This is a genomic window from Arthrobacter sp. P1_H7 (assembly GCF_056405215.1).
On record NZ_JBFUCO010000017.1, the window covers coordinates 1 to 25,727 of the forward strand.

The following is a 25,727-nucleotide window of genomic DNA, read 5'->3' on the forward strand; positions in this document are numbered from 1 at the left end:
GTTCGGTTCGACGGCGGTGGAGGATGCGGGCTCGTGGGGCTTCCGGGCCGCGGCGGACTTCGCCGGCAGCGTGGAGGAACTCTCCCGCACGGTGGAGTATCTGCAGCTCGTCGCGGCCGCCGCCGTGGACCGGACCAGGAAGCAGTCCGCCGCCACTGCCTCCGGGGTTGCCCCGGGGGCGGTCACCGCGTGGACCACCGGCTGGCGCGAGAGCCCCGGCGGATGGCAGACCGGCGCACCCGGTACCGCAGAGCCTGCCTGCGGGCCCGGTACCGCGGAGCCTGCCGGCGCAACCAGTTCCGTGCCGGCGGTGCCGGAATCGGTGCTGGATGACGGGTACCGGAACACGGTGGAGTTCCTGCGGGCGCGGCTGCGGATCGGCGCCGCGGAAGCCAAGCACCGACTCTGCCTCGCCAACACCCTGCTGCCCCGGCAAGGACTCGCCGGCCGGCCCATGCCGCCCGTGCACCCGGAGCTCGGAGCCGCCGTCGCGGCCGGCGAGGTCGCGTCCCGGGCCGCGACGGTCATCACGCTCGCCCTGAACCGGACCCGGCACAGCTGCCTCCCCGAGGCCGCGGCGGCGATGGAGCACGCCCTGACCCGCACCGCGGCCGAGAACGACGCCGACTTCCTCGCCCGCGTCAGCCGCAGCTGGGCCGACGCGCTGGACCAGGACGGCACCGAACCCTCCGAAGAACTGCTCCGCCAGCTCCAGGGCGCCTTCCTCCGCAAACCCCGCCACGGCCTGCAGCACCTGGAAATCTTCGCCACCGCGGACCAGTTCGAACACCTGATCACCGTGATGAACACCGCCACCAACCCCCGCACCGGCCCCGACACCGGCGAGGGCGGGGCCGGCGGGGATGCGCCCGGCCCGGCGGATGCGCCAAGCCCGGCTGATGAGGACCCCTCGCTGCCGTCCCTGGACCTCCGTTCCCGGCCGCAGAAGCTGCTCGACGGGCTGGTCGGCGCGTGCAAGGCGGCACTGGCGAGCGGTGGGCTGCCCGCCGCCGGCGGGCTTCGGCCCCAGGTCATGGCCACCATCGACTACCGCGACCTCCTCACCCGGCTCCAGGACTCCAGCGGCGCCGCAGCAGGCGCCCCGCGCCTCGGACCCCGGTCCCCGCAGAGAACAGGGGCGCTGCAGCAGACGGGCTCGCTGCTGTTCACCGGCCCCGTCACCGCCGGCACCATCCGCAAGATCGCCTGCGACGCCGACATCATCCCGGTCGTCCTCGGCGGGAAGGGCCAGGTCCTGGACATCGGCCGGGCCTCCCGCGTCTTCCCGCCCCATATCCGCAAGGCCATCACCGCCCGGGACCGCGGCTGCGCCTTCCCGCAATGCACCATTCCCGCACCCTGGTGCGAGGCCCACCACATCACCTACTGGTCCCGCGGCGGCACCACCGGAACCGAGAACGGAACCCTGCTCTGTTCCCATCACCACCACGTGATCCACAAGGAACACTGGAACATCCAGATGCGGACCGGCATCCCCTGGTTCATCCCGCCACCCCACCTCGACCCCGCCCGAACACCCCGCCGGAACAGATACTTCCGGCCCGACCAGTAGCGCCCAGTTATGTAGGTGCTGGCTTTCGGCAATGACGGCAATGTGCGAGCCATTCGGCGAGGACTCGTTGGAGTTCTTGAGGATGCTGGAACCGGGCCCTGCAAGCCCAATCCCGCCGGCCGAGCACGGCTTTAGAGGAACTCGGCCCGGCCTTCCATCGCCGAAGACGCCAAGGCGTGCTCGCGGCGCGGGATCCTGCCAGCCATTTTTGCCAGCCTGCCGGCGATGACGGCATGTTTGAAGGCCTCGCCCATGAGCACGGGATTCTGCGCCCGGGTCACGGCCGTCGCCAGCAGCACGGCGTCGCAGCCGAGTTCCATCGCCAGGGCCGCGTCCGAGGCCGTGCCGATCCCGGCATCCAGCACCACTGGCACAGACGCGCGCGAGACGATCAGCTCGATGTTGTGCGGGTTCAGGATGCCCAGTCCGGTACCGATCGGGGCGCCCAGCGGCATCACGGCCGCCGCGCCGAGGTTTTCGAGCCGGAGGGCAAGCACGGGGTCGTCGTTCGTGTAGGCAAAGACCTTGAAGCCGCGGGCCACAAGCTGTTCGGTTGCGTCCACGAGTTCGACGGCGTCCGGCAGCAACGTGTGCTCGTCGGCAATGACTTCGAGCTTGACCCAGTCCGTTTCCAAGGCCTCCCGGGCCAGCTCGGCGGTGAGGACGGCGTCCTTGGCGGTGAAGCAGCCTGCCGTGTTGGGCAGCACCCGGATCTGGTGGTCCTCGAGCAGCTGGAACAGCGATCCCGTCTCCACCGGCGAATAGCGGCGCATCGCCACCGTGGTCAGCTCCGTCCCGGACGCCACAAGTGCCGCCCCGAGCCCGTCCAGGCTCGGCGCACCGCCGGTTCCCATAATGAGGCGGGAGCCGAGCCTCACGCCGTCGACCACGAACGGATCGGCCACCGCTCCGGTCATGGGCACCGCCTGTGTTCCTGCGAACGTCGTCTCGTTCATGCTGGTCATCCTCCCTGGACTGCCGTGACAAGTTCGACGTCGTCGCCGTCGGCGAGCGCCGTGGCGTGCCACTGGCTGCGCGGCACCACTTCGGCATTGCGGGCCACGGCGACACCGAGCTTCCGCCCGTCGGCAGCGCGGCCGTCGGGGCCGATGCTCCGGCCCGTGAGCTGGCTGACGAGTGTGGAGACGGAGGCGCCGTCGGCGACGCTCTGCTCCGTTCCGTTGAGTCGGATGTTCATGCTGCTTCCTTCTTGGGGCTGTCCCCGGACGTATCCGGAATGCGGGAAAAACGATCGGGGCGGAACCCGGCCCAGCGCGGGTCCGGCGTGAAGTCCATGAGTTGCCGGCACACGGCCGCAGCGGCGGGGGTCAGCAGGACGCCGTGCCGGAAGAATCCCGTGGCGATGATGAGCCCCGGGACGTCCCCGCCGACCGGTCGTGCGACCCGCCCCAACAGCGGGGCGTTGTCCGGTGTGCCGGGCCGGGCCCGCGCCGTGGCTTCCAGCAGCTCCAGCTCGGCGACCGCGGGCACCAGCTGCTGGGCATCCCGCAGCAGCTGGTAGATGCCGCCGGCGGAAACCGCGTGGGGGTCCGAGGGTCCGTCCTCGCGCTGGGTGGCCCCGATCACCACGGTGCCGTCCTGGCGGGGGACGATGTACACCGGGACGCCGCGCACCATGCCCCGCACGGTGGCCGTGAGCAGCGGCTGCAGATGCGGGGGCACGCGAAGCCGGAGGATGTCGCCGTAGACGGGGCGCAGCGGCAGCGCCAGTCCTGCGGGCAGCTCCTCCAGCCCGGCGGCGCCGAGCCCGTTGGCGACCACGGTTTCCGCAGCCCGCACGGAACCGCCGCCGGCCAGCCGCGCACCCGCCACCTGTCCGTCCTGCCACAGCAGGCCTGCCGCGCGCTGGCGGACGAAGCTGCCGCCTGCCACACCGAGTACGCCGGCGAGCCGGGCGATCAGCAGGCGGGGGTCCACCTGGTGGTCGGCCGGGATGTCGAAGGCACACGAGATGCCGGGACTCAGCAGGGGCTCCCGGGTGCGTGCCTCGCGCACTGTCAGTGGTTCCACGCTGAGGCCGCTGGTCTGCTGGACTTCCCGCAAGTCCGCGAGCGCGCGCCGGTCCGCCGCGTCGGCCCCCACCGCCAGGGTCGGCGTCGTTAAGTAGCCGGTACCTGCCCGGGATTCCGTGCCGGCGGCACCGGCGTCGATCGCCGCAGCGAATCCTGGCCACAACCGGGAGGCCTCAAGCATCAGTTCCAGGAGCTGTTCCTCCTGGTAGTGCAGCTCACTCACGGGGGCCAGCATGCCGGCCGCGGCCCAGCTGGCTCCGCTGCCGGGAGCATCATCGATCAGGACCACGGAACGGCCCGCGCGGATGGCCTCGAACGCTATGCCATGGCCGATCACCCCGCCGCCGATCACGGCCACATCGGCACTGAGATCCCCCGCCTCGACTGCGTCGGCGGTGATGTAGTCGGCACTGGTATCCCCCGGGGCGACTCCCTCTGCGGTACCGGGCCCTGTGTCACAAATCCGGGCGGCGGCGTCATTTGCGGCTTCGGCTGCGCGGCCTGCTCGTGTGCCCATGAAAAATTCCTTCCCTACGCCGGTACTAGCCGGATCAGGTCAAGCGGTCGGCTCTGACGCCCTCTCAGCCGGGCAGCGGCGACATGGCTGCTGCGGGCTCCCGCGGTATGCGCCCAGTTTAGAGGAACTAGGCTGGTCCCATGAGCCAGGACCCCCTCCACACCACCGCCCGCCTCTATCTCTGCACCGACTCCCGCAGGGACCGCGGCGACTTCGAGGACTTCGTCGACGCCGCCTTCGCCGGCGGCGTGGACATCATCCAGTTGCGCGACAAGTCGCTCGAGGCCTCCGAGGAACTGGAACTGCTGGAGGTCCTGCACGCCGCAGCGCTGCGGCACGGGCGGTTGTGGGCCGTCAACGACCGGGCGGACATCGCCTCCTTGTCCGGGGCTCCGGTGTTCCATGTCGGCCAGAAGGACATTTCGCTCGACGCCGCCCGCGGCTTCCTCGGCAAGGATGCCGTGATCGGCCTGTCCACCCACAGCCCGAAGCAAGTGGACGCCGCCATTGCTGCCGCGCCCAGCCGCAAAGGGCTCGATTATTTCTGCGTGGGCCCCGTGTGGGCGACGCCCACCAAGCCCGGACGCGCCGCCGTCGGCCTCGACCTGGTGCGTTACGCCGCCCAGGCGGTCGGCGGGGCGGACTCGGAGGGAACCGGCAAGGTCGACGGCCGGGCCGAGAGCCTGCTGCCGTGGTTCGCGATCGGCGGGATCGACCTCAGCAACGTGGAGCAGGTAGTCAATGCCGGTGCCCGGCGGATCGTCGTGGTCCGGGCGATCACCGACGCCACCGATCCGGCCCACGCCGCAGGAGCCTTGCTGGCGGCGCTGGACGCCGCATCTTAGGCAGGTCCGCGGCCTGTAATGCCGGCCGGCACTGAACTATCCGGCGAGACCCAGCTCCGTCATCCGGTGCGCGTGGTTCGCTGCGAGCTCGGCCGCCAGGCCGTTGACCAGCGCCCGGGCGCCGGCGTCGTCCAGCCCCGATAGCCCGCCGAGGAACGCGTGCTCAGCGCTGACGCGCTGGGCGTGGTTCAGGACCTCCCCCAGCAGGCGCCTGGCCCACAACGCCAGGCGCGAAGCCAGCCGGGGGTCATCGGCCAGGGCCGCTTTGAGGCGCTCCTGCAGCACGGCCGTGGACTCCCCGGTGGAGCGGACCTGCCCGATCAGCTCCCGGGTCGCCGTGTCGACGTATCGGCCGACGACGCCGTAAAAGTCCGCGGCGACCGTGTCGATCACGTAGGCCTTCATGAGGGCTTCGTACCAGTCCGACGGGCGCGTGCGTTCGTGGAAGTGGTCCACCGAAGGCTGGAACGGGAGCATGGCGGCTTCCGTGTCCAGGCCCATGTGCTCGAGCCGTGCCCGGACGAGTTCGTAATGCTGGAACTCGACCACCGCCATCCTGCCCAGCACCGCACGGTCATGCAGAGTGGGCGAATACCGGGCACTCGAGGACAGCCGTTCGAAGGCGGAAAGCTCGCCGTACGCCAAGACTCCCAGCAGGTCGGCGATGAAGCTGTTGTAGAGGGCCGGATCGTCCGCAGTTGCGCTCATCGTCCAAGACTAATAGCGGAAATCGGGCTACCCTGATTTTCGTGTCCCATCATCGCCTGACCCCCAGTGTCCACGAGCAGCAGAACCAGCTTGCCGGGGCCCTCAAGGCGTTGCGCACCACGCTGGAACTGCCCGGCCCGTTCCCCGAAGTTGTGCTGCGCGACGCGGAGGCGGCAGTGGCCGAGCACAAGCTCCCGGACCTTGACCTGACGCATGTCGAGTTCGTGACCATCGATCCGGCGTCGTCCACCGACCTGGATCAGGCACTGTTTATCGAACGGAGCGATGGCGGCTACAAGGTCTTCTATGCCATCGCCGACGTCCCCTCTTTTGTCGCCCCGGGCGGGGCGCTCGACGCCGAGACCCGGCGCCGCGGCCAGACCTTCTACACCCCGAACGGGCGGATTCCGCTGCATCCGGAGATCATCAGCGAGGCCGCCGGCAGCCTGCTCGCCGGGCAGCTGTGCGCTGCTTTCGTCTGGGAGTTCGAGCTCGACGCCGCGGCAGAGGTCGCCTCGGTCCTCGTGCGCCGGGCACAGGTCCGCAGCCGCGCGAAGCTCAACTACAAGGGCGTGCAGGCCGAGCTCGACGCCGGCACCGCGGCGCCCGTGCTGCAGCTGCTGAAAGAAGTAGGCATCAAACGGGTGGAACTGGAACGCCTGCGCGGCGGCGCGAGCCTGAACATGCCGGAACAGGAGATCCAGCAGCTGCCCGACGGCGGCTACCGGATCGTGGCGGCCCCGCCGCTGCCGGTGGAGGACTGGAACGCCCAGATTTCACTCATGACCGGGATGGCCGCCGCCGCGCTCATGCTCCAGGGCAAGGTCGGCATCCTGCGCACCATGCCCGCCCCGGACGAGGCGTCACTGCGCCACTTCCACCGGCAGACCCACGCCCTCGGCAAGCCCTGGGACGGGGAAATGCGCTACGGCGAGTACCTGCGGACCCTTGACCCGACGGACCCCCGGCAGCTGGCCATTGTGCATTCGGCCGGGATGCTCTTCCGCGGCGCCGGGTACACGCCCTTCGACGGCACGGTGCCGGACGCCGCCGTCCAGTCCGCCATCGGCGCCGCCTACGCCCATTCCACGGCACCGTTGCGGCGGCTGGTCGACCGCTTCGTGCTGGTGATCTGCGAGGCGCTGAGCAACGGCACCGAAGTTCCTGCCTGGGCCCGGGAGGCACTGCCGTCCCTCCCGGCCATCATGGGCACTTCGGACCAGCTGGCCGCGAAACTGGAGCGGCTGTCGCTGGACACCGTGGAGGCGGCGCTGCTCGTCAACCACATCGGCCAGGAATTCGACGCCGTCGTCATCTCCGGTCCCAAGCCGGCAAGGAGCATCAACGGCACCAGCAACGGGAACGGCGGGAAGACCAACGGCAACGGAAACGGCCCGTCCGGGATCGTCCAGATCGCCGAGCCCGCCGTGACCGCACGTTGCCCCGGCGAACTGGAACCGGGCACCAAAGTCCGGGTCCGGGTGGTGTCCTCGGACATCGCCACGCGGGAAATCCAGTTGGAGCTCGTGGGCTGACGGCCCCCAGCAGGTCCGTTGACGGCCCGCTGGCGTTCCGCAGCCGGTACGCTCGCGGCGGCCTCCCGAGGCGCAATCACCCGCCCAGTCGAGGATCCGCGCCTTGTACAGCTAGACTGAAGAGGTAGAAATGGATGCCCGGTCGTTGATTTCCATGATTTTCGAATTCAACAAGCCCGCCCCTACGCGATCTTGAGATACACCCGCTGGTCCCCAGTGCCAGCATTTAGATAGCCCGCGATCGGCTTCCACTGGAATTGCTTGCGCGCCTGAGCGTGCTCCGGAACGGCCACCATGGCCGGCCCCGTTGAGCAAGCAGCGCAGCCCAAAATGAATAAGGAAACTCCCCTGTGAGTGAATTGCACACGCACCAGCTTCTGACCGATGAGTCCGGCACGGAGACCATCGAGCCCGAAGAGACCATCATCTCGGACGAAAAGCCGCACGAGATTGCCGAGAAGACCTTTGCCGACTTCAATGTCCGCGCGGACATTGTGGAGTCCCTGGCCGACGCCGGCATCACCCACCCCTTCCCTATCCAGGCCATGACGCTGCCGGTCGCACTGGCAGGGCACGACATCATCGGCCAGGCCAAGACCGGTACGGGCAAAACCCTCGGCTTCGGCATCCCGGCGCTGCAGCGCGTCGTCGGCCGTGACGATGCCGGCTTTGACAAGCTGGCCGTTCCCGGCGCCCCGCAGGCCCTGGTGATCGTGCCCACCCGCGAACTCGCCGTCCAGGTAGCCAAGGACCTCGAAAACGCCGCCAAGAAGCGCAACGCCCGCATTGCCACCATTTACGGTGGCCGCGCTTACGAGCCGCAGGTCGAGGCGCTGCAGAACGGCGTAGAAGTTGTCGTCGGCACCCCCGGCCGCCTGATCGACCTCTACAAGCAGAAGCACCTGAGCCTGAAGAACGTCAAGATCGTCATCCTCGACGAAGCCGACGAGATGCTGGACCTCGGGTTCCTGCCGGACGTGGAAACCCTGATCGCCGGCACGCCCGCGGTCCGCCAGACACTCCTGTTCTCCGCCACCATGCCCGGCCCGGTCATCGCCATGGCCCGCCGCTACATGACCCAGCCGACCCACATCCGCGCCGCGGATCCGGACGACGAAGGCCTGACCAAGCGCGACATCCGCCAGCTGATCTACCGTGCCCACAGCATGGACAAGGTCGAGGTCGTGGCCCGCATCCTGCAGGCCCGCGGCCGCGGGCGCACCATCATCTTCACCAAGACCAAGCGCACCGCCGCGAAGGTGGCCGAGGAACTCGTGGACCGCGGCTTCGCCGCGGCCGCCATCCACGGCGACCTCGGCCAGGGCGCCCGCGAACAGGCACTGCGCGCCTTCCGCAACAACAAGGTGGACGTCCTCGTGGCCACCGACGTCGCCGCCCGCGGCATCGACGTCGACGACGTCACCCACGTGATCAACTACCAGTGCGTCGAAGACGAGAAGATCTATCTGCACCGCGTGGGCCGCACCGGCCGTGCCGGCAACAAGGGCACCGCCGTGACCTTTGTTGACTGGGACGACATGCCGCGCTGGGGGCTCATCAACAAGGCCCTCGGCCTGAGCTACCCCGAGCCCGTGGAAACCTACTCGTCCTCGCCCCACCTGTTCGAGGAACTCGACATCCCCGCGGGCACCAAGGGCCGGTTGCCCCGCGACAAGCGTGTGCTCGCCGGCGTCGACGCGGAGGTCCTCGAGGACCTCGGCGAGACCGGCAAGAAGAACTCGCGCACCAGCGGAAGGGACGGTGCAAAGGACAGCGGCCGCGAAGCCAGCCGCACCGGCGGCCGTGACGGAGCCCGCGAAGCCAGCCGCACGGGCAGCCGTGACGGCGCCCGTGAAGGCAGCCGCACCGGCGGCCGTGACTCGCGCCGCAGCGGCGCCGAAGCCGGCGGACGCTCCGGCGACCGCCGTCGCCGTCCTGCTGCCGAGGCCGATGCCGCCACGACGTCGACCGCCAACGGACAGGGGCCGGAAGCTGCTGCCGCCGCGCCGGCGAAGGCCCCGACCGAGGTGGACCGGGCGACCCGTGCCCGGCGCCGGACCCGCACCCGCCGGCGCAACGGCGAGGTAGTGGCCGGCGGCGACGCACAGCCGAGCGGCGCCGAGGCCTAATCCCCTCCATGACTGACACCGTCTGGGCGCCGGACGGCAGCAACCTGGTGGTTCACGCGGACAACGCGGAATACCTCCCCACGCTGCCGGACGGCGCCTTCACACTGATTTACGTGGACCCGCCCTTCAACACCGGCCGGGTCCAGCGGCGCCAGGAAACCAGGATGGTGCTCAATGCCGGCGGCGAGGGTGACCGTGTCGGGTTCAAGGGCCGGTCCTACGACACCATCAAGGGCGCGCTGCACAAGTACGACGACGCGTTCAGCGACTACTGGTCCTTCCTCGAGCCCCGGCTCGTGGAGGCCTGGCGGCTCCTGGCCGACGACGGCACCTTGTACCTGCACCTGGACTACCGCGAGGTGCACTACGCGAAGGTCATGCTGGACGCGATCTTTGGCCGCGAATGCTTCCTGAACGAGATCATCTGGGCGTACGACTACGGTGCACGGGCCAAGTACCGCTGGCCCACCAAGCACGACAACATCCTGGTCTACGTCAAGAACCCGGCCAAGTACCATTTCGACTCCGCCGAGGTGGACCGTGAGCCCTACATGGCGCCCGGACTTGTCACCCCCGCCAAGCGCGAGCTCGGCAAGCTGCCCACCGACGTGTGGTGGCACACGATCGTTTCGCCGACCGGCAAGGAGAAGACCGGCTACCCGACGCAGAAGCCGGAGGGGCTTATCCGCCGCGTGGTTGCCGCCTCGAGCCGGCCGGGCGACTGGTGCCTGGACTTCTTCGCAGGTTCCGGCACGCTCGGATCCGTGGCCGCGAAACTCGACCGCAGGTTCGTGTGCGTGGACCAGAACCAGCCGGCCATCGACGTCATGGCCAAGCGCCTGGCCGCGAAGGCGCAGTTCACGTCTTTCCCGACCGTCTGACCCGCCACCCTCAGCCCGCCCCGCACCGCCGCCCCGCCCGTTGCGCTATCACTTTTGGCGGCTATTCCGGCGGCAAAGGGGCGCTAAGTGATAGGGCAACGTGGGTGAAGGACGGTCGTCCCTCAGCGCACCACCGATGAGCCCGTGCCCAGTTCCTCGATCCGGGCAAAGACTTCTGCGGAGGTCAGGTTCTCCCCCAGCAGGTTCGGCTTTCCTGCGCCGTGGTAATCGGAGGACCCCGTAACCAGCAGGCCATAACGTTCGGCGATACGGCGCAGGAACGTCCGGCCCTCCTCGGGATTGTCCCGGTGGTAGATTTCCAGGCCTGCCAGGCCGGCGTCGACCATCTCCCGGTAGGTCCCCTCCCCCACGATCCGGCCGCGGGCGGACGCGACCGGGTGGGCAAACACCGGAACGCCGCCTGCTGCACGGACCAGTTCGACGGCGAGCGCCGGCTCTGGCGCATAGTGCTGGACCCAGTAGCGCGAACGTGCTGTGAGGATGGAACCAAAGGCCTCGGCCCGGTCTTCCACCACACCGGCCGCGACGAGCGCGTCGGCGATGTGCGGGCGGCCCAGGGTGGCGCCCGGCGCGACGTGGTGAATCACGTCATCCCATGTCAGCGGGTAGTCCTCGGACAAAAGGGTGACCATCTTCTGCGCCCTCGTGTGCCGGGCATCCTTGGACTTGGTGATTTCCTCCAGCAGTCCGGGATGTGCGGGATCGTGGAGGTAGCTGAGCAGGTGGACGCTGATGCCTTCCGCGGTGCGGCACGAGATCTCCATGCCCGGGACCAGTGCGACCCCGGCTTTCCGGGCAGCGACGGCGGCCTCCGCCCACCCGGCAGTGGAATCGTGATCGGTCAGGGCGATGACGTCGAGGCCCGCAGCGGCGGCGGACTCCATGACGTCAGCCGGTGCCTGGGTGCCGTCGGAAACGTTGGAGTGCGCATGCAGGTCGATCCTCACCTCACCAGCCTAGTAGATGGCAGGATCCAAAGCCTCGGCTCCGTTGTGCCGGGGCCCTGCAGCCCGCCCTGTGGCGCGAGCGCGCCGTTGGCCTAAGCCGCGGCGCTGGTGAGACTATGGGACGGTGAACGATGCAGATAACACCCTAGTCTCCGCTTCCCAGCCCCTCGAAGAGCGCGTCAACAACCGCTCGCAGCGGCCCAGTTCCGACGCCTTCAAGGCCTTCATGGCCAGCAACTGGGCGCCGGCCACGCAACAGCTTCCCGAGCGGGACGCCGTCGCGGGCCACGCCGCAGCCCGGCGCCGCACCATTTCAGGCCAGTTCAAGGGTGAACGCCTGGTCATCCCCGCCGGCCCGCTGAAGGTCCGCTCGAACGACTGCGACTACCGCTTCCGGCCGCATTCTGCCTTCGCGCACCTCACCGGCCTCGGCCTGGACCACGAACCCGATGCGGTCCTGATCCTGGAACCCGTGGCGGAGGGCACCGGCGACGACGGCGGAAACCACCACGCCACGCTGTACTTCCGCCCGTTGGCCGGCCGCGACACCGAGCAGTTCTACGCCGACTCCCGCTCCGGGGAGTTCTGGATCGGTGCACGCCCGACCCTGGCCGAGTTCAAGGCCAAGCTCGGACTGGACACGGCGGACATCGCCGAACTCGAACTCGCCATCACCAAGAACGTCGGCGCGCCCGAGATCGGCGGCATCTCCATCAGGCTGGTCCGCAAGGTTGACGAGAACATTGACGCCCTCGTCGACACCGCCCGCTACAACACTGCCAAGGACCCCGACAACCTCGACCTGAGCGTGCTCGACGCCCTTGACGAGAAACTCACCGAGGCCCTCTCGGAACTGCGCCTGCTCAAGGACGAGTGGGAAATCGAACAGATGAAGATCGCCGTCGCCGCCACCGTGGCCGGCTTCACGGAGGTGGTCAAGGCGATCCCGCGGGCGCTCACCCACCACCGCGGCGAGCGCGTCGTGGAAGGTGCGTTCTTCGCCCGGGCCCGCGAGGAAGGCAACGAGCTCGGCTACGACACCATCGCCGCCTCCGGCAACAACGCCACCGTGCTGCACTGGACCCGGAACACCGGCAAGATCAACGCCGGCGAACTGCTGCTCCTTGACGCCGGCGTTGAGGCCGACTCCCTCTACACTGCGGACATCACCCGCACCCTGCCGGCCAACGGCAAGTTCTCCGAGGTCCAGCGCAAGGTCTACGAGGCAGTGCTCGACGCCGCCGACGCCGGCTTGGCCGCTGCCCAGCCGGGCACGAAGTTCCGGGACATCCACACCGCAGCCACCACGGTGCTGGCCGAGCGGCTCGCCGAATGGGGCCTCCTGCCCGTCTCCGTCGAGGAAGCCGTCAGCACCGAGGGCCAGCAGCACCGCCGGTGGATGCCGCACGGCACCAGCCACCACCTCGGCCTCGACGTCCACGACTGCGCCCAGGCGAAGCGGGAACTCTACCTCGACGGCGTGCTCACGCCCGGCATGGTGTTCACGATCGAACCCGGCCTGTACTTCAAGAACGAGGACATCGGCATCCCCGAGGAATACCGCGGCATCGGTGTCCGGATCGAGGACGACATCCTCATGACGGCCGACGGTCCGGTTAACCTCAGCGCTGCACTGCCGCGCAAGGCCGACGACGTCGAGTCCTGGATGGCCGGCATCTACCTGGAAGCCGACGGCCAGACGCCGTAGGTCAGCCAGGCAGTAAACAGCAGCAAAAAGGGAGGGTTCCGGTGCCGGAACCCTCCCTTTTTGCTGCTGTTTTGCCGCCTGGAATCAGTGCTGCTGGCCGTCCTGGCCTGCCGCGGGCTTCTCGCTGTCCGTGACCCTGACCCCGTACTGCGGGCGGCCGTCCGGGAGGTCCGGATAGCTCACCCCAGAAACCCGGCCGGCCGGGCGGGCCGCCTCCTCCGCCGCGGCGGGTGCCGTCGGAGCGGGGCCTGCGGCGCCCTCCTGCTGGGGCGCACCGCCCTGGTACTGTCCGGCCGGGTCTCCGCCGGTCTCCGGCGTTCTCTGGCCGTAGGGGTCGTTCCAGCCCGCGGGGCGCTGCGGCGCATGGCTCTGCGGTCCCGGCTGCTGCGGGCCGGGCTGTTGCGGGCCGGGCGGCGGCGGCGCCTGATGGCGGTAATCGTGCTGCGCGTAACCGCCGGCAGCGGCACCGGACGCGTCATGCGCCGTCATAGGCAGCTGGTGCAGCAGGCGCCGCGCTTCGCCGGAGGCCTCGAAGGAGACCACGACGTCGTAATTGGTCGCCACCACCTGGCTGGTTGAGGTGAAGTCACGCTTGCCGCGCTGCATGGCGTAAGTGACGATGCCAAACAGCATGAAGAACGCTGCACCCATCAGCACTGACGTCACAATCGAGAAATAACCGGGGGTCGTGGAGAAGAAGGACAGCATGACGCCGACGAACAGGCCGAACCACATGCCGCTGAGGGCGCCGGAGAGGGCGACGCGGGGGTAGGTCAGCCGGCCGGTCACCCGCTCCACCATCTTCAGGTCATTGCCCACAATCGACACCATCTGCACGGGGAACTGCTGGTCAGCCAGGTAGTCCACCGCCTTCTGGGCATCCAGGTAGGAGTTGTAGGAACCGACAACGTCGCCTCTCGGGACGGTGCGGGCCTCGTCCGAGCCGTTGGGGGCACCGGCCCTGGGCGCACCAAAAATGTTTGACATATGCCCATTCTCACCCATCGGACTGGTGTGCGGCTGGAAATTCAGCTAAAAGAGAGCAGACTCGGTAGCCTGTAGGAGTGAGCACGAATCTTTCGCGAGTGTTTGTCGCGCGCCTCCTCGGACTGGACGTCTTCGACCCATTGGGCGACCGTCTGGGTCGGCTGCGCGACGTCGTGGTGCTCTCCCGCGGAACCAGGGGCGCCCCGCACGTGGTGGGCATCGTCGTCGAGGTCCCCGGCAAGAAGCGCGTCTTCGTGCCGATGACCCGGATTACGTCCATAGACCAGACCCAGGTCATCTGCACCGGGCTGGTCAATCTTCGCCGTTTCGAACAGCGCGGCCCGGAAACCCTCGTGGTGGCCGAAATGTTCGACCGCCGGGTGACCCTCGCGGACGGCAGCGGCGATGCGACCATCGAGGACATCGCCATGGACCGGCACCGCTCCGGCGACTGGTTTGTCAGCAAGCTCTTCGTCCGCCGCGGCCACTCCCTCTCGCCCCTGAGCCGGCTGCGCCGCAATGAAACCCTCATCATCGACTGGGCCGATGCCCGGCAAGGCGCCAAGACCGAGCCGCAGGCCGCCACCCAGTTCGTGGCCACGCACGAGGACCTCAAACCGGCCGACTTCGCCGAGGCCCTGCAGGAAATGAGCGACAAACGCCGCTTCGAGGTTGCCAGCGAGCTCCAGGACGAACGGCTCGCGGACGTCCTGCAGGAGATGCGCGAAGGTGACCAGGTGGAAATCCTCTCCGCCCTGGACGTCAACCGCGCCGCCGACGTCCTCGAGGAGATGGATCCGGACGACGCCGCCGACCTCCTCGCCGAACTCCCCAGCGCCCAGGCTGAAGAACTCCTGCAGCTGATGGAACCCGAAGGCGCCGAGGACGTCCGCCGCCTGCTCGAATACGACGAGGACACCGCCGGCGGGCTCATGACGCCCGTGCCGGTGATCCTGCCCCCGGAAGCAACCGTCGCCGAGGCACTCGCGCACGTACGCCGGGAGGAACTCTCCCCCGCCCTGGCGTCCTCGATTTTCGTCGCCCGGCCCCCGTTGGAGACGCCGACGGGACGGTTCCTCGGCGTCGTCCATATCCAGCAGCTCTTGCGCTATCCGCCGCCGGAGCCGCTGGGCAACCTGGTGGACAAGAGCCTGGAACCGGTCTCCGACCAGGCCCACATCAGCGAGGTCGCCCGCGCGCTGGCAACGTACAACCTGAACTCCCTTCCGGTTGTCAACGACGACGGACGGCTTGTGGGGGCGGTGACTGTTGACGACGTGCTTGATCATCTGTTGCCGGACGACTGGCGCGCCCACGAGGACGACGCCCCGATAAGAAAGCTTGGAGGCCGCATTGGCTGATTCCACAGCACCACGGACCTCCAATGTCCGCCCTGGCGGCAGGACCACCGGCGGCCTCGACACGCCCCTGAGCGGCCGGCAGCGGATCCTGCCCAACTTCCGTCCCGACCCGGACGCCTTCGGCCATGCCACGGAAGGCTTCGCCCGTTTCATGGGCACCCCCGCGTTCCTGATGTACATGACGGTGTTCTGTTTGTTCTGGCTGGGCTGGAACACGTGGGCGCCGGAGGAATGGCAGTTCGATTCACGGGCGCTGGGCTTCACGCTGCTGACCCTCATGCTGTCCCTGCAGGCCTCCTACGCCGCGCCCCTGCTGCTGCTGGCCCAAAACCGCCAGGACGACCGCGACAAGGTCTCGCTCCAGCAGGACCGCCAGCGGGCCGAGCGCAATCTCTCCGACACCGAATACCTGACCCGGGAACTTGCGTCCCTGCGCATCGCGTTGCGCGAGGTAGCCACCCGGGACTACGTCCGTGCCGAATTGCGCAGCCTGCTGGAGGACATGCTGGAGGCCCAGGAAGAACTGCGCACCCACGATCCCTCCACCGGCGCCCACGAGACCCCACGGGAAAAGGTCAAGGAGAAACTTAAGGAGCGGCGCGACAAGCGCGGCCCCYGGACCCAACAGATCCCGCGCGTCAAGGCCGGCGGCAAGCGGGATGACCCGTCAAAGGACCGTGCGGAGGACCCGTCGGGGAACCCGGCGGGGAAACTGCCGAACCCGTCGGCGAACCACTCTGAGGCCGCGGCCGATCCCACCCGCCAGCCCGCACACCGCACCATCCCCGAAAGCTGAGCATCGCCCGCATGAGCACCCCGCTGGAACAGGCCGTGCACGGCGCACTTGCCACCGTGATCGACCCTGAGCTCCGCCGACCCATCACCGAGCTCGGCATGGTGGAGTCCGTGGAGATCGGCGACGGCGGCCGCGTCCGGATCGCAGTGCTGCTGACGATCGCGGGCTGCCCGCTGCGCGGCACCATCACGGCGGACACCGAGGCTGCCCTGTCCGCCGTCCCGGGCGTCACGGGCGTGGACGTGGACTTGAAAGTCATGACGCAGGTCCAGCGCGACGCCCTCAAGGAGCGGTTGCGGGGCGCCGGCGGCCAGCGCGGCATCCCGTTCAACGCGCCGGGCTCGCTGACCAGGGTGTACGCCGTCGCGAGCGGCAAGGGCGGCGTGGGCAAGTCCTCGGTGACGGTCAACCTGGCGTGCGCCCTGGCCGCCCAGGGGCTCCGTGTGGGGATCGTGGACGCGGACGTGTACGGTTTCTCCGTTCCGGCGCTGATGGGCATCACACAGGCCCCCACGCGGGTGGACGACATGATCCTGCCGCCCGTGGCCTACGGGGTCAAGGTCATCTCCATCGGCATGTTCGTCACCGGGAACCAGCCCGTGGCGTGGCGCGGCCCGATGCTGCACCGGGCGCTGGAGCAATTCCTCACGGACGTCTACTTCGGCGACCTCGACGCCCTCTTCCTGGACCTGCCCCCCGGCACCGGCGACATCGCGATCTCCGTCGCCCAGCTGCTGCCCAAGGCGCAGATCCTCGTCGTGACCACCCCGCAGGCGGCCGCCGCGGATGTGGCCGAGCGGGCGGGTGCGATCGCCACCCAGACGGGCCAGACCGTGGCCGGCGTCGTGGAAAACATGTCCTACCTTGAACTGCCCGACGGCGGCAGGATGGAACTGTTCGGCAGCGGCGGCGGCGCCGTGCTCGCCGAACGCCTCTCGGCCACCGTGGGTGAGGACGTGCCCCTGCTGGGCCAGATCCCGCTCGAAGTCCTGCTGCGTGAGGGCGGGGATTCCGGGGTGCCGCTGGTGCTGGGCCGTCCGGAAACGCCTGCGGCCGTGGCGCTGGCGGGGATCGCCGGCAGGTTGGCGTCGGTTCCCCGCGGCCTCAAGGGCATGCCGCTGGGCCTGCAACCCCGCTGACGGCGGCCCGGACCGGCGGTGCCGACCCGGATGCCGGCTGGCCCCGGCCGCATCCCTGCCCAGGCACCGCGGGACGTCCGCCGCGGGAAGTCCTAGGTCGCCTCTGAGTCGAAGGGTGCCGGTTCGCCCTCGGGCAGCCGCTCGAGAACTCGCTGTGGGCGGTGCTCGGCGACCGCAGTCGCGGCAGCGGCCGTGGAGACCGCTGCGGGTGCCCCGGCGCTCATCGGCTTGGTGTCATCGTCAAGGAGCGCTTCCTTGATGATCCGGCGGGGATCGTACTGGCGCGGATCGTACTTCTTCCAGTCGACCTCATCGATATCGATGCCGACTTCTTCCTTGATCTGTTCCCGCGCACCCGACGCCATCCGGCGCACTTCCTTGACAATATTGGCAAGTTTTTGGGTGTATTCGGGCAGCCTGCTGGGACCAATCACCAGAAGGCCGATGATCAGCAGAAGTAAGAACTCCGGTCCATTGATTCCAAGCACTTTAGGAAGGTTACCCTCTCGCTCGGGCTGGCGACGATTCCGAGAAGTCCGAATGCCGGCCATGTCCGGCCTGTCCCTGCCTCACGGTGCCAGGTGCTCCAGGATTCGGCTCAGTCCGCGCTCGATCCGTTCCGGAAATCCGTTGCGCGAGGCCGGCACGGGAGTGCCGCTGCTGACCCGGGTCAGGGCGGCGACGCCGTCGTCGGCCTGCTCGGCCGGCAGATCCGAAATGTACGTGTAGGTGGCCGCCGAAGTCTGGTAAATGGCCCGGTACGGCGGGGCGGCATTGACCCAGAGAACGCCATTTCCCGGTTCGGAGACGGCCGACGGCGCACCGGCCCTGGCCGGGATGAAGCCGTCAGCCACGGCGGCGTGCCCGGTCAGCACGTTGATGGGCGAAACGTCGGCCCGGGCGGGTGCGGGGGGCGCGGCAGGGGCCCGCGTCGAGGCGTGCTGCTCGAGAACCGTGGCGAAGTGCCGGCCATCCGTGAGGCGAAGTTCCAGGACCTCGTCCCCGGAGACGACGCCGGCCCGGGCCCAGATGAGGTGGAATCCGAGCTCGCGCAGCTCCGGACATGTCCATCCCTGCGAGCGGAACGCGGCAAGCTGACCGGTGTCCAGCGTCCCGGCAGGGGTGAAGTCGGGCTCACCGCCGGGGCCGAACGCCACACGGGGCCCGGTTGCCTCAGCGCCGGGGCCACCGAAGATGCCGGGGATGCCGGTTCCGCTGGCGTCGAACAACTCCCTTGCACCGAGCGGTTCACCGCTGGCGGGCAGCCCGGCGGCATCCGGCTGGGCGAGGGCGGCAGCCTGTGCTCCGTCGGCGGGCACGGCGTCGTCGCCTCCCATGACGTAGGCGGTGCCGGTCATGAGGGCCAAGGCGGTCACGGCTCCTCCGACGGCCAGCACCGGCAGGCGCGGGCCACGGCGGCGGGCGCCGTGTGGAACTGCGGCAGCGGGTGCGCCATGGGCGACCGCCCCGGCGGCCCCTGCCCGATCCGGCACGGGGTGTCCTGCCGGGAACGGATCTGACGGCCACGGATGATGACCGGCCCCGACGGCGTCCGCCACGTCCGGCCGTTCCGCTGTGCCCAATAGTTCCGCTGTGCCCGCCGTGTCGGCGCGTTCCGCCGTGGCCCGTTCCGCGGCCAACTGCTCTGTCCGCGCCAGGAGCCGTGCGGTCAGGTCCTCACTGGCCTCGGGCACGGCGGCGCTGCGGAGCTTCTCGAGGTACTGGCGCTCGCGCTGTTGCCGGGCACGGCATTCGGCGCACGATTCCACATGGTCGTGGCGTCCGGCGGCCCATTTCCGGGTAGCGCCGGGCCTGCCCCAGAACTTGCAGCCTGGTGCTCCCAGTAAACGTCTCAGCAGACCCATCGACCGGTTCAGAGGAGGCCGGCGATGCGCGGCATCTTGAGCCGCGGCTTGAGGGACTGCTTGGCCGGCTGCGCCGGACGGGGGTCGCGGTGCGCGAGCTTTTCACGGAGCATTGTCCGGCCGCGGTGAATCCGGGACCGGACGGTCCCGAGCTTGATGTCCAGCGCGGCGGCGACTTCGTCGTAGGAGAGCCCTTCGAGGTCGCACAGCACGACGGCGGCGCGGAAGTCGGGCGGAAGTTCCTCGAGCGCTGCCTGGACATCGACGTCGAGGTTGTTGAATTCGAAGCTTTGCTCCGGCCCGGGCTCCCGGCCCGGCAGCCGCGACTCGGCGTCGTCGGCCAAGGCATCAAAGCGGATCCTGCTCTTGCGCCGCGCCTGGTCCAGGAACAGGTTGGTGGTGATCCGGTGCAGCCAGCCGTCCAGCGTGCCGGGCTTGAAGTTCTCAAGCGAACGGAAGACCCGGACGAACACCTCCTGGGTGAGGTCCTCGGCGTCATACTTGTTTCCGGTCAGCCGGTACGCAAGGCGGTAGACCTTGGCGGAGTGGTTCGTCACCACTTCCTCCCAGGTCGGCCGGACCCATTCGGCTTCCGCCGCGGTCCGGGACTGGCCGGTTGAATCTGTTGCCTCAGCTGCCGGGACAGGTGCCAGAATCGACATCGTCCACTCCCCTCGTGGATGGTACCTACGCCTGAATTGTGCCTGCTTGCACAGGTTCCTGCACCCTTCATTCGACGCCGATCACCACGCGGATGAGCGGATACCCATCATTTCAAAATAAGCTGGGAATTTCCTGATCCACCGGGGTCTTCCGCCGAAGGCAGAACGGCGCCCTCCGGACGGGGCCACGGTGCTGCCGCCTCCGCGTCCCGTCGCGCCGGACACAGTACGCTGTAGGGAACACTCCCCTGCCGCCCAGAAAGCGATATCCCATGAGCGCCGATAAGTCCACGAGCTGGTCCTACGCAGAAGATCTGCCTGCCGAGGATGAGGTCCTGTTGCACGCGCGCGAACGGTCCTTCGAGCTTGGCGTGACCCCGATCGGTCCCGGCGTTGGCGCCGTGCTGACGGTGCTGGCGGCGGCGTCCAAGGCACAGACGGCCGTGGAGATCGGCACCGGTGCGGGCGTGTCCGGCGTGTGCATCCTGCGCGGGCTCGGCCCGCAGGCAGTCCTGACCACCATCGACGTCGACGTCGAACACCTCAAGGCCGCGCGCGAAGCGTTCCAGGAGGCCGGCAGCCCCGCCAACCGCACCCGTACCATTTCGGGCCGGGCCGGGGATGTCCTGCCCCGGCTGACGGACGGCGCCTATGACCTCGTGTTCATTGACGCGGACAAACCGAACTACCCCAGCTACGTGGAACAAGCCGTGCGGCTGCTCAAATCCGGCGGGCTGCTGATTGTCAACGATGCCCTCGACAAGGACCGGGTCGCGAACCCGGCCGCCCGGGAAGCCACCACCGTGGTGCTGCGCCAGATCGGCAAGTCCATCCGCGACGACGACCGCCTCGCCTCCGCCATGCTGCCCACGGGCGACGGCCTGCTCATCGCCGTAAAGAAGTAGCAGCCACGAGTTGGCAGCCCAGAAGTAACAGCCCGGGCGCAGGGCACGGGCGCAAACAGAAAGGGCGGGGTCCGCGGCCTGGTGGCCGGGACCCCGCCCTTTGCAAAGCTCGTGGCGTGACGCTATTCGGTGACGCCGACGAGGCATTCCTTGAGGTTCGTCGCCTCCGCGGCATTGAGTTCGACCACAAGCCGCCCCCCGCCTTCGAGCGGAACACGCATGATCAGGCTGCGTCCCTCTTTCGTCACTTCCATAGGGCCGTCGCCGGTGCGTGGTTTCATTGCCGCCATAAGGAATATCCCCTTTATTAGTCCCTGACATACCAGCCCGGCCGGGCTGCGTCCGCTTGGCCAATCAACCCGCCCGGCAACGCTCCAGAAGGCGGCCGTGACAGGCAAACCCACAAATAATGCGCTGACAAACTGTGTGCTTCTTGTCCTTGCTTATCCTCTATTATCGCGTAACAATGCGCCCGTAGCTAATCGTTGGACTTTCCAGCGCGTCCCGCCAGGGCGGGCCGGCGCCGCGAAATGGTGCTGTGCGTCACGGCGGGTAGTCCCCTCCGCCCGGCAGCTGCGCCCACGCCCACAGCCACACAATCCAGACGATCTGCAGCAGCACGAACATGACCACCACGGTGCCGCGGTAGGCGCGGGAACGCGAGAGAAGGGCAGCGCTGAGGGCGAGCGGGAACAGCGGCAGCAGCATCCTGAACGTGCTGGTCTGGGGGTGCAGGAAGACCAGCAGGTACCCCATGTAGCAGCAGCACCAGAGCCTCAGCTCAGTGCCCAGGGCAACGACCGGCCGGGACATCATCAACAGCGTGAACGCGGCAACGAACACGAAGGGAGCCAGCACGCCAAGCGTCGGTCCGAAGAGCATGATGCCGGCGTCGAACCATGGCTTGAATGGCACCAGGTCATCGCCGCGCCATGCGGTTTCGGTCTTGGTGTAGGCGCCCAGATCGCCGGTCGCGGCCCAGGCGATGGCCGGCCACAGCAGCGCACCGATGCCGCTGACGGCGGTGAGCCCGCCCAGGGACCACAGCTCCGCGTTGCCGGGGACGGCGACGCCGTCCCCGCGCTGCACTGTGACGCCCTGTGTCGCGGGACTCTGTGTTGTGGGGGGCTGTGTCGCGGGGCGCTGTGTCGCGGGGCGCTGCGCGGCCAGGGGCTGCGCGGTGAGGCGCTGCCAGAAACGGTAGAGCAGCAACAGGCCCATCATCGCGGCAAACGGAACCCCGGTGGGCCGGGAAAGGCACATCAGGACCACGACGGGCATGGCCCACAGGTACCGGCGCTCCATGACGAGCAGCAGCGCGGCGCCGAGGAGCAGCAGGTTGAGGGATTCGGCGTAGGGCACCTGCAGCACCGGCGCCACCGGGAAAGCCGCCAGGAACACGGTCCCCCAGAGCGCTGTGCGGTGCGTGGCCCGGTGCCGGAAGATCCTGTACGCCACGAGGGCGGCACCCACTCCGGAGAGAACGGCGATGGCCGTCAGGGACCAGGCCGGACCCGTGCCTGTCAGCCCGGACACCACCCGGCCGAGCACGGGAAACAGCGGATAGAAGGCCCACGTGTTCTCCTGGACAGTGCCGGCGTCGTCGGTCGGCAGAAGCGCCGGATACCCCGCCTGCAGCGCTTGGGCGTACCAGCGGGCGTCCCAGATGTTGATGAAGTTCCAATAGTCGGGCCTGGCGGGAAACCACGGATTCACGCCCTGGTGCAGGGCGGCGGCCATGAAGATGCAGGCGCTGACCAGCCGGGCGGCGATGTAGAGGCCGGCCACCTGCGCCCACCAGGGCCACCGCGCCATCCCGGCGCCCGCGGCGGCGATGCGGCTCCACAGCGCCGCGTTCAACCCCTGGGGTTCCGCGGCAACAGGCGCCGCAACGGTCTCCGGGTCTTCCACGCGGCTCACGGCCGCTGTTCAGTCGGCGGACGGAGGCGCTCCAGTTCCTCCCCGAGTGCCTCGATCTTCTGGTCCTTGGCGGTGATCTGCTCCCGCAGGTCATCCAGGACCTGGTCCACCTGGTCCATCCGGTAGCCGCGGAGTCCGACGGCGAAGCGCAGACGGTCAATGTCCGCCGGGGCCGCGCGCTCGGGCAGCAGGACCGGCGGCAGGGCTGCGACCGGCTCGTCGAAGCCGTCGTCAAAGGAACCGCCCGCACCGCCGTCCCGGCGGCGCCGGAAGATTTTCGGCGCCAGGCCGGTGCCCAGGAGGACGGCGACGCCGATCAGCACAATCGCCAGGAAAACCAGGAAGAGACTCACTAGACCATCGTGCCAGAAGCCGGACGCCGGAGCGCTCAGGCGGACGAATCAGCCCCGCGGTCCCTTGATGTTCGCGGTGCCGGTCCCGTTGGTGGAGCTGCCGTTCGGGTTCCGGTGGCGGGCGGCGCCTTCCACGACCAGCTCGACGGCCCGCGCGGGATCGTCCACCACCTGCACGAGGTCCAGGTCTTCGGCCGAAACCATTCCCTCCGCGACGAGGGTGTCCCGGACCCACTCGAGCATGGGGCTCCAGAAAGCGGTTCCCACCAGCACGATCGGGAAGGAGGTGACCTTGCGGGTTTGGACCAGGACCATGGCTTCGAAGAGCTCATCCAGGGTGCCGAGGCCGCCGGGGAGCACGATGAAGCCCTGGGCGTACTTGACGAACATGGTCTTGCGGGCGAAGAAGTACCGGAAGTTGATGCCCAGGTCCACCCACTGGTTCATGCCCTGTTCGAAAGGCAGTTCGATTCCGAGCCCCACGGAGACCCCGTTGCCCTGCACGGCGCCCATGTTGGCTGCCTCCATCGAGCCGGGGCCGCCGCCGGTGATCACGGCCAGTCCGGCTTCGGCCAGCCGGCGTCCGACCTCGACGCCGAGCTCGTAATTCGCGCTGCCCGGCACGGTGCGGGCGGAGCCGAAGACGCTGACTGCAGGACCGAGATCGGCCAGCGCGCCGAAGCCTTCCACGAACTCGCTCTGGATCCGCAGCACGCGCCAGGGGTCGGTGTGGACGAACTGGCCCGGCCCTTTTGTGTCGAGCAAGGTCTGGTCGGACATCGTGACCTTGGCGGCCTTGCGGCGCAGCTCAAGCGGGCCCTTGTGGCGGATCCCGTTGGGCGCCGGTGCGCTGCGGGTCTCGCGGGCCGGCTTTCCGGCGGGATTCTGTTCGGCGTCTTGCTTGGGGCCGTGCTGCGGATCGCTACTCATGCCCATAGGCTAGCGCGGAACTCCGTCGCCGCCGCGTCGGCGCGTCGGCGCGGGAGCGGCGGCCAGAAGAGGCCCTCGACCGCCGCGGGACCCCTGCGGGAGTCCTGCCGCTGGCCTGCAAGGGACGCTGACGTGCAGGTATCTCTTGAATCACGATCTGCCCTAAACAGAGTGATTGCGGTCATATTCCGTCAATCTTCGCTAGATTCTTTCTATGACTACTCAAGTGCCCGGCGATGCTCTCGTCTCCCTGAAGGCCGTGAACAAGCATTACGGCCAGTTGCACGTCCTGAAGGACATCAACCTGAACGTCCGCAAGGGTGAGGTTGTTGTTGTCATCGGCCCTTCGGGTTCCGGCAAGTCCACGCTCTGCCGCGCCATCAACCGTCTTGAGACCATCGACGACGGCGACATCAAGATCGATGGCAAGGAACTGCCCGCCGAGGGCAAGGAACTGGCGAAGCTGCGCGCCGACGTCGGTATGGTCTTCCAGTCCTTCAACCTCTTCGCCCACAAGACCATCCTGGAAAACGTCACCCTCGGCCCGATCAAGGTCAAGGGCGTCGCCAAGGGCGAGGCCGACAAGGACGCCATGGCGTTGCTCGAGCGCGTCGGAGTCGGGCATCAGGCCCCCAAACTTCCGGCCCAGCTCTCCGGCGGCCAGCAGCAGCGCGTTGCCATTGCCCGCGCCCTGGCCATGAAGCCCAAGGTGATGCTCTTTGATGAGCCCACCTCGGCCCTCGACCCGGAAATGATCAACGAGGTCCTGGACGTCATGGTCCAGCTCGCCAAGGAGGGCATGACCATGATCGTGGTCACTCACGAGATGGGCTTCGCCCGCAAGGCCGCCGACCGCGTCGTGTTCATGGCCGACGGCCAGATCGTCGAGGACGCGACCCCCGAAGAATTCTTCACCAATCCCAAGAGCAGCCGGGCCAAGGATTTCCTGTCCAAGCTGCTGACACACTGACCGACTACGAGTTCGCACCCTGGCCGCCTGACGGCGGCCCAATGAAAGGAATGTCATGAAGGCATTTTTGACCCGAAGGAAATCCCTTCTGGTTGCCGCATCCGCAGCACTGGCGCTCAGCCTGAGTGCCTGTGGCGGCAGCTCCTCCACTACCACCAACCCGCCCGTAGCCGAGAAGCCGAGCTTTGCCGCCGATTCCACCATGGCCAAGCTTTCTTCCGCAGGCAAGATCACCATCGGCACCAAGTTCGACCAGCCTCTCTTCGGCCAGAAGGGCCTCGACGGCAAGCCGGTCGGCTTCGACGTCGAAATGGGCAAGCTGATTGCCGCCAAGCTGGGCATCCCCGCCGACAAGATCGAGTGGGTTGAAACTGTCTCCGCCAACCGCGAGCAGTTCATCAAGCAGGGCAAGGTCGACATGATCGTTGCCACCTACACCATCAATGACAAGCGCAAGGCCGAAGTCGACTTTGCCGGCCCGTACTACGAGGCCGGACAGGCCCTCATGGTGAACAAGGACAACAACTCCATCACCAAGCCCGAGGACGTCAAGGGCAAGAACGTCTGCTCCGTGACCGGTTCCACGCCGGCCTCCACGATCGTGGAGAAGTACGGCGCAGTGCTGGTTCCGGCTGCGACCTACTCCGCCTGCCTTGAGCCGCTGCGGAACAAGCAGGTCGAAGCGATCACCACCGACAACGTCATCCTTGCCGGTTTCGTGGCCAAGGAGCCGGACGCCTTCAAGCTGGCATCGGACCAGACCTTCACCAAGGAGCCCTACGGCATCGGCCTGAAGAAGGACGACACCGCCTTCCGCACGTGGATCAATGACCAGCTGGAGGCCTTCGACAAGGACGGGTCCTACAAGAAGGCCTGGGAGGACACCGCCGGCACCGTCATCAAGACCGCGCCCGCGCTTCCCACGATCGACCGCTACTAGCC

General features: G+C 68.3%; 25 protein-coding genes and 1 riboswitch. Of the genes, 12 read left to right on the forward strand and 13 right to left on the reverse strand.

The window, feature by feature from the left end; genetic code table 11:
* Positions 1-1,573, forward strand: a 1,573-nt coding sequence (locus tag AC1DXI_RS16545; RefSeq protein WP_476939515.1) for a DUF222 domain-containing protein, incomplete at its 5' end; no start/stop codon positions are given.
* Positions 1,574-1,704: 131 nt separating this feature from the next.
* On the opposite strand, the gene AC1DXI_RS16550 is transcribed toward AC1DXI_RS16545, so the two are convergent.
* From AC1DXI_RS16550 to thiO, 3 genes are all read right to left on the reverse strand, one after another.
* Complete coding sequence (locus AC1DXI_RS16550; RefSeq protein WP_476939516.1) at positions 1,705-2,529, reverse strand: thiazole synthase; 825 nt, start codon at positions 2,527-2,529, stop codon at positions 1,705-1,707.
* Between the two features lie 5 nt (positions 2,530-2,534).
* The gene (gene thiS / locus AC1DXI_RS16555; protein WP_018773837.1) at positions 2,535-2,771 is read right to left on the reverse strand and encodes a sulfur carrier protein ThiS; all 237 of its coding nucleotides are present in this window, start codon (positions 2,769-2,771) and stop codon (positions 2,535-2,537) included.
* On the reverse strand, positions 2,768-4,123 hold the full coding sequence (thiO, locus tag AC1DXI_RS16560; RefSeq protein WP_476939517.1) for a glycine oxidase ThiO: 1,356 nt from the start codon (positions 4,121-4,123) through the stop codon (positions 2,768-2,770). The genes thiS and thiO overlap by 4 nt, the downstream gene beginning before the upstream one ends.
* A riboswitch (TPP riboswitch) is annotated at positions 4,117-4,237 on the reverse strand. It overlaps the preceding gene by 7 nt.
* A gap of 26 nt (positions 4,238-4,263) precedes the next feature.
* Here thiO and thiE point away from each other — a divergent pair.
* Positions 4,264-4,968: a thiamine phosphate synthase gene (gene thiE, locus AC1DXI_RS16565; protein WP_476939518.1), complete on the forward strand. Its 705-nt coding sequence runs from the start codon at positions 4,264-4,266 to the stop codon at positions 4,966-4,968.
* A 36-nt stretch (positions 4,969-5,004) separates the two neighbouring features.
* On the opposite strand, the gene AC1DXI_RS16570 is transcribed toward thiE, so the two are convergent.
* Positions 5,005-5,676 (reverse strand): ferritin-like fold-containing protein, encoded by a 672-nt coding sequence (locus tag AC1DXI_RS16570; RefSeq protein WP_476939519.1) that lies wholly within the window; start codon positions 5,674-5,676, stop codon positions 5,005-5,007.
* Positions 5,677-5,717: 41 nt separating this feature from the next.
* Here AC1DXI_RS16570 and AC1DXI_RS16575 point away from each other — a divergent pair, with 41 nt between their 5' ends.
* The 3 genes from AC1DXI_RS16575 to AC1DXI_RS16585 all read left to right on the forward strand — a co-directional run bounded on the left by AC1DXI_RS16575 (position 5,718) and on the right by AC1DXI_RS16585 (position 10,221).
* Positions 5,718-7,211 (forward strand): RNB domain-containing ribonuclease, encoded by a 1,494-nt coding sequence (locus AC1DXI_RS16575; protein WP_476939520.1) that lies wholly within the window; start codon positions 5,718-5,720, stop codon positions 7,209-7,211.
* A gap of 350 nt (positions 7,212-7,561) precedes the next feature.
* Positions 7,562-9,340: a DEAD/DEAH box helicase gene (locus AC1DXI_RS16580; RefSeq protein WP_476939521.1), complete on the forward strand. Its 1,779-nt coding sequence runs from the start codon at positions 7,562-7,564 to the stop codon at positions 9,338-9,340.
* Between the two features lie 8 nt (positions 9,341-9,348).
* On the forward strand, positions 9,349-10,221 hold the full coding sequence (locus tag AC1DXI_RS16585) for a DNA-methyltransferase (protein ID WP_018773830.1): 873 nt from the start codon (positions 9,349-9,351) through the stop codon (positions 10,219-10,221).
* Between the two features lie 122 nt (positions 10,222-10,343).
* Here the strand turns inward: AC1DXI_RS16585 and AC1DXI_RS16590 are convergent, their stop codons facing one another.
* A complete protein-coding gene (locus AC1DXI_RS16590; RefSeq protein ID WP_018773829.1) occupies positions 10,344-11,189 on the reverse strand; it encodes a PHP domain-containing protein in 846 nt (281 codons plus the stop codon).
* A 124-nt stretch (positions 11,190-11,313) separates the two neighbouring features.
* Here AC1DXI_RS16590 and AC1DXI_RS16595 point away from each other — a divergent pair, with 124 nt between their 5' ends.
* Positions 11,314-12,897, forward strand: a complete 1,584-nt coding sequence (locus tag AC1DXI_RS16595; protein WP_476939522.1) for an aminopeptidase P family protein — start codon at positions 11,314-11,316, stop codon at positions 12,895-12,897.
* A gap of 84 nt (positions 12,898-12,981) precedes the next feature.
* Here AC1DXI_RS16595 and AC1DXI_RS16600 read toward each other — a convergent pair whose 3' ends face one another.
* On the reverse strand, positions 12,982-13,884 hold the full coding sequence (locus AC1DXI_RS16600) for a YflT domain-containing protein (protein ID WP_476939523.1): 903 nt from the start codon (positions 13,882-13,884) through the stop codon (positions 12,982-12,984).
* A 77-nt stretch (positions 13,885-13,961) separates the two neighbouring features.
* Between AC1DXI_RS16600 and AC1DXI_RS16605 the strand changes: the two genes are divergently transcribed.
* The 3 genes from AC1DXI_RS16605 to AC1DXI_RS16615 are packed head-to-tail and all read left to right on the forward strand — an operon-like array spanning position 13,962 to position 17,180.
* Positions 13,962-15,245: a magnesium transporter MgtE N-terminal domain-containing protein gene (locus tag AC1DXI_RS16605; RefSeq protein ID WP_476939524.1), complete on the forward strand. Its 1,284-nt coding sequence runs from the start codon at positions 13,962-13,964 to the stop codon at positions 15,243-15,245.
* Positions 15,226-16,041 (forward strand): DUF1003 domain-containing protein, encoded by an 816-nt coding sequence (locus AC1DXI_RS16610; protein ID WP_476939525.1) that lies wholly within the window; start codon positions 15,226-15,228, stop codon positions 16,039-16,041. Before AC1DXI_RS16605 ends, AC1DXI_RS16610 begins: the two co-directional genes overlap by 20 nt.
* A gap of 11 nt (positions 16,042-16,052) precedes the next feature.
* Entirely contained in the window at positions 16,053-17,180 is a 1,128-nt protein-coding gene (locus AC1DXI_RS16615) for an Mrp/NBP35 family ATP-binding protein (protein ID WP_476939526.1), read from the forward strand.
* 92 nt (positions 17,181-17,272) lie between these two features.
* On the opposite strand, the gene AC1DXI_RS16620 is transcribed toward AC1DXI_RS16615, so the two are convergent.
* The 3 genes from AC1DXI_RS16620 to sigE form a co-directional block, all read right to left on the reverse strand.
* Entirely contained in the window at positions 17,273-17,668 is a 396-nt protein-coding gene (locus AC1DXI_RS16620; protein WP_026538551.1) for a twin-arginine translocase TatA/TatE family subunit, read from the reverse strand.
* 81 nt (positions 17,669-17,749) lie between these two features.
* A complete protein-coding gene (locus tag AC1DXI_RS16625; protein WP_476939527.1) occupies positions 17,750-18,949 on the reverse strand; it encodes a hypothetical protein in 1,200 nt (399 codons plus the stop codon).
* A 104-nt stretch (positions 18,950-19,053) separates the two neighbouring features.
* Entirely contained in the window at positions 19,054-19,707 is a 654-nt protein-coding gene (gene sigE / locus AC1DXI_RS16630; protein WP_018773822.1) for an RNA polymerase sigma factor SigE, read from the reverse strand.
* Positions 19,708-19,979: 272 nt separating this feature from the next.
* Between sigE and AC1DXI_RS16635 the strand changes: the two genes are divergently transcribed.
* The gene (locus AC1DXI_RS16635) at positions 19,980-20,612 is read left to right on the forward strand and encodes an O-methyltransferase (protein ID WP_018773821.1); all 633 of its coding nucleotides are present in this window, start codon (positions 19,980-19,982) and stop codon (positions 20,610-20,612) included.
* Positions 20,613-20,734: 122 nt separating this feature from the next.
* Here AC1DXI_RS16635 and AC1DXI_RS16640 read toward each other — a convergent pair whose 3' ends face one another.
* The 4 genes from AC1DXI_RS16640 to AC1DXI_RS16655 form a co-directional block, all read right to left on the reverse strand.
* Complete coding sequence (locus AC1DXI_RS16640; protein WP_079550332.1) at positions 20,735-20,902, reverse strand: DUF3117 domain-containing protein; 168 nt, start codon at positions 20,900-20,902, stop codon at positions 20,735-20,737.
* A 253-nt stretch (positions 20,903-21,155) separates the two neighbouring features.
* A complete protein-coding gene (locus tag AC1DXI_RS16645) occupies positions 21,156-22,427 on the reverse strand; it encodes a hypothetical protein (protein ID WP_476939621.1) in 1,272 nt (423 codons plus the stop codon).
* Between the two features lie 101 nt (positions 22,428-22,528).
* Complete coding sequence (locus tag AC1DXI_RS16650) at positions 22,529-22,885, reverse strand: DivIVA domain-containing protein (RefSeq protein ID WP_018773818.1); 357 nt, start codon at positions 22,883-22,885, stop codon at positions 22,529-22,531.
* 48 nt (positions 22,886-22,933) lie between these two features.
* Positions 22,934-23,821 carry an LOG family protein gene (locus AC1DXI_RS16655; RefSeq protein ID WP_476939528.1) on the reverse strand — a complete coding sequence of 296 codons (888 nt, stop codon included), beginning with the start codon at positions 23,819-23,821 and terminating at the stop codon, positions 22,934-22,936.
* 208 nt (positions 23,822-24,029) lie between these two features.
* On the opposite strand from AC1DXI_RS16655, the gene AC1DXI_RS16660 reads away from it, so the two are divergent.
* Both AC1DXI_RS16660 and AC1DXI_RS16665 read left to right on the forward strand, forming a co-directional pair.
* Complete coding sequence (locus AC1DXI_RS16660; protein ID WP_026266498.1) at positions 24,030-24,785, forward strand: amino acid ABC transporter ATP-binding protein; 756 nt, start codon at positions 24,030-24,032, stop codon at positions 24,783-24,785.
* Positions 24,786-24,840: 55 nt separating this feature from the next.
* Positions 24,841-25,725 (forward strand): glutamate ABC transporter substrate-binding protein, encoded by an 885-nt coding sequence (locus AC1DXI_RS16665; RefSeq protein ID WP_476939529.1) that lies wholly within the window; start codon positions 24,841-24,843, stop codon positions 25,723-25,725.
* Positions 25,726-25,727: the final 2 nt, after the last annotated feature.